Origin of the sequence: Streptomyces sp. KR55 (genome assembly GCF_052245645.1) — a bacterium.
Taxonomy (GTDB): Bacteria; Actinomycetota; Actinomycetes; order Streptomycetales; family Streptomycetaceae; genus Streptomyces; species Streptomyces flavusporus.
In genome coordinates, this window is sequence record NZ_JBQQCE010000368.1 from 1 (window position 1) to 9,944 (window position 9,944).

Here is a 9,944-nt window from a genome sequence, read left to right on the forward strand (position 1 = left end):
CCTTCCCACTCAGCAAAACGAACCGAGCCGCCCGATGCCGCTGCCCCGCATACGGCTTCAGCAGCTCAAGCATCACCGCATCGTCCGCATTCCGATCTCCGGCCAACGCCCACCCCACAATCCCCGGCAGATGCAGATCCCCCACCGTCACCGCATCCGCCGCCCCATGACTGCGCTGCACGGTCTCCGCCGACGTCCACGGCCCCACCCCGGGCACAACCTCCAACCGTGCCTGCGCAGCCCGGGCCTCCATCCCCACCGCCTCCTCCAGCCGCGCAGCAACCCGCACGGCACGCAGGATCGTGGACGCCCGCTTGTTGTCGACCCCGGCCCGATGCCACTCCCATGACGGAATCAGCGCCCACGTCCGCGGCGCCGGCATCACACACATCCGTCCCGGCACGGGCCCCGGCGCCGGCTCCCCGAACTTCCGCACCAGCAATCGCCACGCCCGATACGCCTCATCGGTCGTGACCTTCTGCTCCAGAATCGACGGAATCAACGACTCCAGCACCAACCCGGTCCGGGTCAGCCGCAACCCCGGCCGCCGATGCCGCGCAAGCGCCACGATCCGATGCCGCGGCGCGAAGACGGACGGATCGTCCGACGCCCCGAGCAGGTCGGGCAACTGCTCGAGCAGCCACTCCGCCCCCGGTCCCCATGCCTCCCCGCGTACCTCCCCACCCCGCACGGACACCCGCAACGTCCCCGGCCCGACCGGCGTACGGCTGGCCCGCCACACCGACCCGTCCGGCATCGCCCGGAACGTCGGATCCCCGGGCCCGCGCCGCAACGGCCCGAGCACCAGCCCCAGATCCAGCGGCCCGTCCGGCACCAAGACCCGTACCCGCCCCGCCGCAGCCGCCGCGGGCCGCGGCACCCCCGCGGGCACGGCGACTTCCCCACCGCGCACGGTTGTACGCGTGGGCCGCGGAGCGAAACGTCCTGCCACGAACGAGATCCCGGAAGAAGGAGAGAGGAAGGGGAGGGAGAGCGAGGAGCGACGAGGAACGGACCCTACGAGGGTAGGCGCCGCACCAGCTTGATCACCGCACCTCGATGAACGCCCCCGCATCCCGCTCCGCCCGCGGCCGCGGCTCCTCCGCCGGATGCCCGACCGCAACCGCCCCCATCGGATCCCACCCCTCCGGCAGCCCCAGCACCTCGCGCACGACATCCCGGCAGAACATCGTCGACGACACCCACGCCGATCCGAGCCGCTCCCCGGCCAGCGCCACCAGGAAGTTCTGTACGCCGGCCCCTGCGGCGACCACGAACATCTCCCGCTCGGCCCCGTCCCGCCGCGCGTCCCCGTATGTGTGCGACCCGTCCATGACGAGGCACGGCACGACCAGATACGGGGCGTTGCGCAGCACATCCCCGCGCCGCACCCGCTTGGCGATCGACTCCTCGCTCTTGCCGTCCCGGCGCAGGTCCGCGATCCACGCGTCCCGCATCGCGTCCAGCAGCTCGGTCCGCGACCGGGCCGACTCCAGCAGCACAAAACGCCATGGCGTCGTGTGGTGCGGCGCCGGCGCCGTCACGGCCGCGGCCACCGCCCGTCGTACCGCCCCGGGGTCGACGGGCTCGTCCGTGAAGGCCCGGACCGTACGCCGCTGGGTCACCGCCTCCCGTACCGCCTCCGACGTACCGAGCCGGAACATGTCGTCGCGCGCATCCCGTACCAAGGCTCGCGCCCCCTCTCCGTCCTCCTCGGCCACCAGCTGCGGCAGGCCGCGCACCACGGCGACGGGCAGCCCGGCAGCCTTGCCCTTGACCAGGTCGCCCGCGGCGGCGAGTTCGTCGGCCGTGGCGACGACGGTGGCGCTGAGCGGATTGCCGTGCGCGTCCGCGCCCCCGCGCAGATCGTCGACGACGCGCACGCCGGCGGCGCCGATCGCCACGTCCGTGAGCCCCGCGCGCCAGGGCCGCCCGAAGGTGTCGGTGACGACGACCCCGACGTTGACGCCGAGGGCGTCGCGCAGCCCGCTCCGGATCGCGCGCGCGGACGCGTCCGGGTCCTCGGGCAGCAACAGAACCGTCCCGGCGGCGGTGTTGGAGGCGTCGACGCCGGCGGCGGCCATGACGAGGCCCTGCCGGTTCTCGACGATGCGCAGTGCGCCACGCCGGGCCACCACCCGTACGGTCTCGGCGTCGATCGCGGCCTCCCGGTCGGCCGCCTCGACGATCCGTCCCTCCGCCTTGGACACGATCTTCGAGGTGACGAGCAGGACGTCCCCGTCGGCCAGCCCCGGTTCGGCGGCGGCGATCAGCTTGGCGAGGTCGTCACCGGGCGCCACCTCGGGAATGCCGGGCACGGCCCAGATCCGGTAGCCCTCCGCGGTCTCCTGGCTCACGACGCCCGCACCTCCTCCGCCAGCGCCAGCGCCTCGCGAGCCATCTGCGCGGCCGCGTCCTCGTCGGTCATCAGCAGCGGTACGGCCCGGCAGCGGATGCCGGCCGCCTCGACCCGCTGCACCGATTCCGCGTCCACGGTGTCGACGAGCCAGCCGTCGAGCAGCCCCGAGCCGTAGTGCTCGGCGACCGCGGCGGCCGTCGACTCCACGCCGACCGCGGCGAGCACCTTGTCGGCCATGCCCCGCACAGGCGCGTTCCCGACGATGGGGGACAGGCCGACGACCGGCACCCCGGCGTCGGCGATCGCCTCCCTGATGCCGGGCACGGCCAGGATCGTGCCGACCGACACGACCGGGTTGGACGGCGGGAAGAGGATGACGTCCGCCGCGGCGATCGCCTCCAGCACACCCGGGGCGGGCTTGGCCTGCTCGGCGCCGACCGGTACCACCGCCTCGGCCGGGACGGAGGCCCGCAGCCGCACCCAGTACTCCTGGAAGTGGATCGCCTTGCGCTCGCCGTCCATCGAGACGGCGACGTGGGTCTCGACGCGGTCGTCCGTCATGGGGATGAGCCGCACCCCTGGCTTCCACCGGTCGCAGAGGGCCTCCGTCACCGCACTCAGCGGATACCCGGCGCCGATCATCTGCGTCCGCACGATGTGCGTGGCGAAGTCCCGGTCGCCCAGCCCGAACCACTCGGGCCCGACGCCGTACGCCGCGAGCTCCTCCTTCAGATGGAAGGTCTCGTCGGCCCGACCCCAGCCCTGCTCCTCGTTGATGCCGCCGCCGAGCGTGTACATCACCGTGTCGAGGTCCGGGCAGACCTTCAGCCCGAAGAGGTGGATGTCGTCCCCGGTGTTGCCGATGACGGTGATGTCCGCGTCCGGCACGGCCCGCTTCAGACCACGCAGGAACCGGGCACCGCCGATGCCGCCTGCCAGAACCACAATGCGCATTGAAACAGTGTGTCAGCCGTCAGGCTGACTCGTTGAGGGGTGGTGGCCGGATGACGGGTGGGCCGGTGTTGCAGGCGGGTACGACAGCGTGGTGTCCGGTTATGGGACCTGGCCGACGGCCGTGCACCGGGGGGTGTGCATCGGCATCTGCGTGAGTCCCGGGTAGTAGACGTGCAGACTGACGGCGGCCTCCAGCGCGTCGTTGACCACCTCGTGCACATACCCCGGCGCGAACACCCGCTGTGCCCCCGCCCCCAACGCGCGCGTGCCGCGCTCCGTCCGCTCGGTCAGCGTGCCCTCCAGGACGGTCAGGACGCCGGAGGAGGGGCCGTGGTCGTGCAGGCCGCTGCCCTGACCGGGCACCCAGGACAGCAGCCACACCTCGTAGCCGGGGCCGGTGCGCAGCCGGTGGTACCAGCGGCTGGTCGCGTCGTACTGGACGAGGTGCTCCCACTGGGAGCGGTCGGCGGCGATGGCGCGGGCCAGGCCGACGAACTCGGCAACCGTGGCCGGGTGCTCGCGCGGGGCCTGGAGCAGGTGCGGGACCTCGAGGATGTCGCCGGCGATCTGGAGGTCGCTGTCGCTGTTCATGGGGTGCGGTGTTCCTCGGCGGAAGAGAGGGGGCTGGCGGGGTGTCGCGTACCGTCCGCCCGGGTCACGGGCGAGGTGGCGTGCCCTGGTGGGGCTTCACGGGGAAACAGCGGTCGGGTCGCGGTGGACTCGACGGCAGCCGGAGCGCGTTCGGCTCAACAGCTGGAACAGCAACAACAGCTACAGCGAGCATGGGCAGCACCGAGGGACCCGGCGGAGCGGGTCGAGGTGGGCGCCAAGTTCGCGAGCATGCCCACAAGGACAGCGGTTCACACCTCCACTGTCAACTCGACGCCCGGAATGTGGGACATGGTTCACCTCATCCGGTTCATCTCTCAGGTGAAAGGTTTGTTCACGGGCCCACCGGGACACATGGCGCACAACCGGGCGCACAAGCCTCGTTGCGATCCCGTGATCCGACTGTGATCCGGTTCTCTTCGTCGCGCGTGCCGGAACGAGATCGAACCTGTGAGCGTCCTTCTCCGTACAGGTCCCGTGCGGAGCGGGAGGCCTCGGGGGTCTGATCTGCGTGTCAAGGTTTATGGCGATTTGAACACTTTCCGCACGGCCTTGGTTCCGCAGAGTGAATAAGGGGCTCAATAGCAGATCTCGGCTTGACTCGCCCGGAGCAGCACACTTGTAATTTCACTCGTGTCGTTCAGCCGAAATCGGTAACGGCTACATCACGGGGACGCGAAAGACAGACGAGGGGCGCACATGACCGAGCTGGTGCAGCAACTGCTGGTCGACGACGCGGACGAGGAACTCGGCTGGCAGGAGCGCGCGCTGTGCGCCCAGACCGACCCCGAGTCCTTCTTCCCCGAGAAGGGCGGCTCCACCCGCGAGGCCAAGAAGGTCTGTCTCGCCTGCGAGGTCCGCTCCGAGTGCCTCGAATACGCCCTCGCCAACGACGAGCGCTTCGGCATCTGGGGCGGTCTGTCCGAACGTGAGCGCCGCCGGCTGAAGAAGGCGGCCATCTGACCGAACGGCATGCATCTACTGCGTACATACGGGGCGAACGGTCCGTCGAGGGTGGGTTATCCACAGGCGGCGGGCCGTCGTCATGGCCAGCCGATAGTGTGGTCGCTCGTCCGAGACACCCCGCTGCCCCCAGTGGGCACAGGTGTCCACCGCAGTCCACCGAACCGGGGCCCGTACCTCGATGTCCGCGCACAGCCACACGGCAGCCAGTCAAGACGTCGCTGCCACGGCGGGATTCGACCCGACCCGCCCGCCAGAGTTTCCGCGTCACGTGGTGACAGCGGTGCTCGTCTCCCATGACGGCGCCCGCTGGCTGCCCGACGCGCTCGCCGGGCTGCTCGGCCAGGAGCGGCCCGTTCAGTACGCCATGGCGGCCGACACCGGCAGCGCCGACGACTCCGCCCAGCTGGTCACCGACGCCCTCGGCCCCGACCGCGTGCTCCACCTCGCCCGGCGTACCGGCTTCGGCCAGGCCGTCGAGGAGGCCAACCGCACCGCCCCCGTCCTCACCCCGGAGGAACTGCCGTACCTGAAGCGGCCGAGCGGCTGGGACCCCGTCACGCGCAGATGGCGCGACGACGCGTACGACATGCCCGAGCTCCCGCACGGGGAGCCGGTGCAGTGGCTGTGGCTGCTGCACGACGACTGCGCCCCCGAGCCCGACGCGCTCGCACAGCTGCTGCGGGTCGTGGAGAACGAACTCGAACTGGGCCGCGACGACGTGGCTGTCGTCGGCCCCAAGCTCCGCGGCTGGTACGACCGCCGACAGCTCCTCGAGGTCGGCGTCACCATCGCCAACTCCGGCCGCCGCTGGACCGGCCTGGACCGCCGTGAGCAGGACCAGGGCCAGCACGACCACGTACGGCCCGTGCTGTCCGTGTCCACCGCCGGAATGCTGATCCGGCGCGATGTCTTCGACCGACTCGGTGGTTTCGACCGTCGACTGCCCCTCATGCGCGACGACGTCGACCTGTGCTGGCGCGCACACGCCGCCGGTCACCGCGTCCTCGTCGCCCCGGAGGCGGTCGTACGACACGCCGAGGCGGCCTCCCGCGAGCGCCGGACCGTCGACTGCGTGGGCCGGACGTCGGCCTCCCCGCACAAGGTCGACAAGGCCGGCGCCGTCTACACCCTGCTGGTCAACACCCGTACGGCCACGCTGCCCTGGGTACTGCTGCGCCTCGTCCTCGGCACCCTGCTGCGGACCGTCGCCTACCTCGTCGGCAAGGTCCCCGGCCAGGCGGTCGACGAGATCCGCGGTCTGCTGGGTGTGCTGCTGCGGCCCGAGCGGATCATCGCAGGCCGCCGCAGACGCGGCCGTCCGGAGATCGACAAGGGCGAACTGCGGCCGCTGTTCCCGCCGCCCGGCGCGACCGTGCGGGCCACCGTCGAACAGGTGGCGAGCAGTGTCGTCGGCCGCTCCGACCCGGAGGTCGCCGGCGGCGCCGGACGGCACGGCGGCGCGGTCGAGTCCGGGCCCGGCGGCGACGACGCCGACTTCCTGGAGATCGAGCAGTTCGCACGCCTGAAGCGCATCGCCCGCAATCCCGGCCCGATGCTCTTCCTGGTGCTGCTGTTCGTCTCGCTGGCCGCCTGCCGCGAACTCCTCGGCGGCGGCGCCCTCGCGGGCGGCGCCCTGCTGCCCGCCCCCGCGGACTCGAGCGAGCTGTGGTCGCGTTACCTCGACTCCTGGCATCCGGTCGGCGCCGGCGGTGACGCGTCCGCACCGCCGTACCTCGCGCTCGTGGCGATGCTGGCCTCCACGCTGTTCGGCTCCACCGGGCTCGCGGTCACCGTTCTGCTCGTCGGCTCGGTGCCGCTGGCCGGCTTCACCGCGTACTTCGCCTCCCGCCCGCTCGTCGAGTCCCGGCTGCTGCGCGCCTGGGCGGCCGTCGTGTACGCCTTCCTGCCCGCCGCCACCGGCGCCCTCGCCGGCGGCCGCATCGGCACCGCCGTCCTCGCCGTGCTGCTGCCGCTCGTCGCGCGCGCGGGCGTCGCGGCGAGCGGCCTGGCGAACGCCTCGGGCGCGCGCGGCAGTTGGCGCGCCACCTGGGCCTACGCGCTACTGCTGACGATCACCACCGCGTTCACGCCGATCGTGTGGCCGGTCGCGCTCATCCTCGGCATCGGGCTGCTGGCCGTGCGCCGGGGCGACATCACCGCCCACGGCCTGCGCTTCCTCGCCCAGCTGGGCACACCCCTGCTGGTGCTCGCGCCCTGGTCGCTGTCGCTGCTGCCGTTCGGCTTCTTCCAGGAGGCCGGCCTGGAGTACGGCGACTCGGCCGCCTCCGCCCTCGACCTGCTCGGCGCCAGTCCCGGCGGGCCCGGCACGGTCAGCGGACTGATGCTCATCGGCATCGTGCTGGCCGCGCTGGCCGCCCTGATGCGCACCGAACGTCAGTCGGGCATCTGGACGGCCTGGGCGGTCGCCCTGGTGGGTCTGGCCCTCGCGGCCCTGTCGAACGGCTCCACCTGGGCCGGCCCGGCCACACTCGTCTACGGCATCGCCCTCCTCGCGGCCGCCGTGATCGGCGCCGAAGGCGCACGCGCGCGTGTCGCCGAGCAGAGCTTCGGCTGGCGCCAGCCGGTCGCCGCGCTGATCGCCTTCGCCTCGGCCGCGGGCCCGCTGCTCGTCGCCGCCGGCTGGATGATCCGCGGCGCCGACGGGCCGCTGGAGCGCCGCGACCCGGTGCAGGTGCCCGCGTTCGTCGCCGAGGAGAGCAACACCCGCGACCAGGCCCGCACCCTCGTTCTCGACAGCGACTCCACCGCGCACGTCGGCTACACCCTGGTCCGCGGCTCCGGCGCCCGCCTCGGCGACGCCGAACTCGCCGCGGCCGACGGGGACAACGCCGCGCTCGACAAGGTCGTCGCCAACCTCGTCGCCGGCTCCGGCGCCGACCAGGCCGACCAGCTCGGTGACTTCGCGGTCCGCTACGTCCTCGTCCACAAGGGCGCGCCCCGCGAGGTCAGCCGTGTCCTGGACGCCACGCCCGGCCTGAGCCGGCTCAGCCAGCAGGACGGCAGCGCCCTGTGGCGCGTCGACCGCCAGGTCGCCCGCGCGGCCATCGTCCCGGCCTCCGGCTCGGGCGACCCGCAGCCCGTCGCCGCCGGTCCGGTCGAGATCCACACGACCGTCCCGGACGGCTCCGAGGGCCGGACCCTGCGCCTCGCGGACACCGCGGCCGCCGGCTGGACCGCCACCCTCGACGGCAAGCCGCTCACCCGCACCACGGTCGACGGCTGGGCCCAGGGCTTCGAACTCCCCGCCACCGGCGGCACGCTGGACGTCACCTACGAGGACCCGATCGGCCACACCGCCTGGCTGTGGGCGCAGGGCCTCCTCGCCGTCGTCCTCGTCGTGCTCGCCCTGCCCGGCCGGCGCCGCGACATCGACGACGACCTCCCCGAGGAGCCGGCGATCCCCGCACAGGCCGTCGCCGGCGAGGGCCGCCGCGCCCGCCGCCTGCGCGCCCAGGCCGAGGCCGAAGAGGCAGACCGGGCCGAGGATTCCCCGTCCCCCGAACAGGAGGGGACACCGGTGGCCGTTCCGCAGCAGCAGCCGTATGGCGACTGGGACACGGCGAGCTACGCGGGCGCCGAGTACGGCACCTACGGCGGCGAGCAGTACCAGGGCGCCGGTCAGCAGTACGCGCCGGGCGGGTACGGGCAGTCGTACCCGACGGACCAGTACCAGGCGGATCCGTACCAGGGCGGCCAGTACGACCCGTACGCGTACGACGGCTCGTCGCAGACCGGCGGATACGACCAGACGTACGGCCAGTCCTACGACGAGACGTACCCGCAGGGCTACGACCCGACGTACGACCAGACGCAAGCGCACGGCGGGCACGACGACGGCAGTGAGCGCCCCGACGGGAGTCAGCAGTGAACCGCACCACCCTGTCCCTGATCGCCGGTGTGACCGCGCTCGCCGCCATCACCGGATTCGCCGCGCTGTCCGCGCCGGACGCCACCGGCACGGACACCGCCAAGGCGGCCGCCGAGCTGCCTGTGGAACGCACCAGCCTGCTGTGCCCGGCACCCAGCACCTCCGACCTCGCCGAGACGACGTACACGTCCTTCACGCCCGTCACCAAGGGCGCGGCGAGTAAGGGCAGGGCCGAACTCCGGCCCGCGACACGGGAGTCCGACGAGGGCGGCAAGAAGGGCCAGGACGACAAGCCCGTGCTGGAGCCGAAGGAGCCCGGCAAGCCCGGCTCCGGTGACACCTCGGGAGGCGACTCGCCCGCGCTGATCGGTACCGCGGAGGGGAAGTTCGCGCCCGGCTGGACCGTGCAGGAGACCACGGAGGTCGCCGCGGGCGCGGGCCGGGGACTGCAGGGCGTCAACTGCACCGCGCCGGACACCGAGTTCTGGTTCCCGGGCGCGAGCACCGCCGACGGCCGCACGGACTACGTCCATCTGACCAACCCGGACGACTCCGCCGCCGTCGTCGACATCGAGCTGTACGGCAAGGACGGGGCGCTGGAGTCCACGGTGGGCGAGGGGATCACGGTCGCGCCGCAGGCCGACGAGCCGATCCTGCTGTCGACGCTGACCGACGCCGAGGAGACCGACCTCACGGTGCACGTCAACGTCCGCAGCGGACGGGTCGGCGCCGCCGTCCAGGCGCTGGACGACGAGCTCGGCGGCGACTGGCTGGCCGCGGCGACGGACCCGGCCGGCAGCCTGGTGCTGCCGGGCATCCCGAAGGACGCCACATCCGTCCGCCTGATCGCCTTCACGCCCGACGACGCCGACGCCGACCTGAAGGTGCGGCTCGCCTCGCCCTCGGGCCTGATCACGCCCGCCGGGCACGAGACGCTGCACGTGAAGTCGGGCATGACAACGGCGGTCGACCTCGCCGACGTCACGCGCGGCGAACCCGGATCGCTGGTCCTGACGCCGACGGACCGGGCGGTGCCGGTGGTGGCGGCGGTTCAGGTGGTGCGCGGCAAGGCGGGCTCCCAGGAAACGGCATTCATCCCGGCCACGCGTCCGGTGGGCACGCGCGCGACGTCCGCCGGCAACACCGGGAAGGGTGCCACGCTGTCCC

At 72.7% G+C, this 9,944-nt stretch carries 7 protein-coding genes; 3 read left to right on the forward strand and 4 right to left on the reverse strand.

Annotated features, from left to right (window positions below; translation table 11 throughout):
- The 4 genes from ACTWQJ_RS37755 to ACTWQJ_RS37770 form a co-directional block, all read right to left on the reverse strand.
- A partial coding sequence (locus ACTWQJ_RS37755; RefSeq protein WP_443310953.1) for a DNA-3-methyladenine glycosylase family protein occupies positions 1–952 on the reverse strand: 952 nt, incomplete at its 3' end.
- Between the two features lie 94 nt (positions 953–1,046).
- The gene (locus tag ACTWQJ_RS37760) at positions 1,047–2,357 is read right to left on the reverse strand and encodes a coenzyme F420-0:L-glutamate ligase (RefSeq protein ID WP_443310954.1); all 1,311 of its coding nucleotides are present in this window, start codon (positions 2,355–2,357) and stop codon (positions 1,047–1,049) included.
- Positions 2,354–3,313 (reverse strand): 2-phospho-L-lactate transferase, encoded by a 960-nt coding sequence (gene cofD, locus ACTWQJ_RS37765; RefSeq protein ID WP_443310955.1) that lies wholly within the window; start codon positions 3,311–3,313, stop codon positions 2,354–2,356. The genes ACTWQJ_RS37760 and cofD overlap by 4 nt, the downstream gene beginning before the upstream one ends.
- 99 nt (positions 3,314–3,412) lie before the next feature.
- Positions 3,413–3,904, reverse strand: coding sequence for a cysteine dioxygenase (locus ACTWQJ_RS37770; RefSeq protein ID WP_443310956.1), 492 nt, complete (start codon positions 3,902–3,904; stop codon positions 3,413–3,415).
- Positions 3,905–4,621: 717 nt separating this feature from the next.
- Here ACTWQJ_RS37770 and ACTWQJ_RS37775 point away from each other — a divergent pair.
- The 3 genes from ACTWQJ_RS37775 to ACTWQJ_RS37785 form a co-directional block, all read left to right on the forward strand.
- A complete protein-coding gene (locus tag ACTWQJ_RS37775; protein WP_010986447.1) occupies positions 4,622–4,885 on the forward strand; it encodes a WhiB family transcriptional regulator in 264 nt (87 codons plus the stop codon).
- Positions 4,886–5,066: 181 nt separating this feature from the next.
- On the forward strand, positions 5,067–8,777 hold the full coding sequence (locus tag ACTWQJ_RS37780; RefSeq protein WP_443310957.1) for a glycosyltransferase: 3,711 nt from the start codon (positions 5,067–5,069) through the stop codon (positions 8,775–8,777).
- The coding region (locus tag ACTWQJ_RS37785) for a DUF5719 family protein (protein ID WP_443310958.1) at positions 8,774–9,944 on the forward strand (1,171 nt) is incomplete at its 3' end. The genes ACTWQJ_RS37780 and ACTWQJ_RS37785, both read left to right, overlap by 4 nt.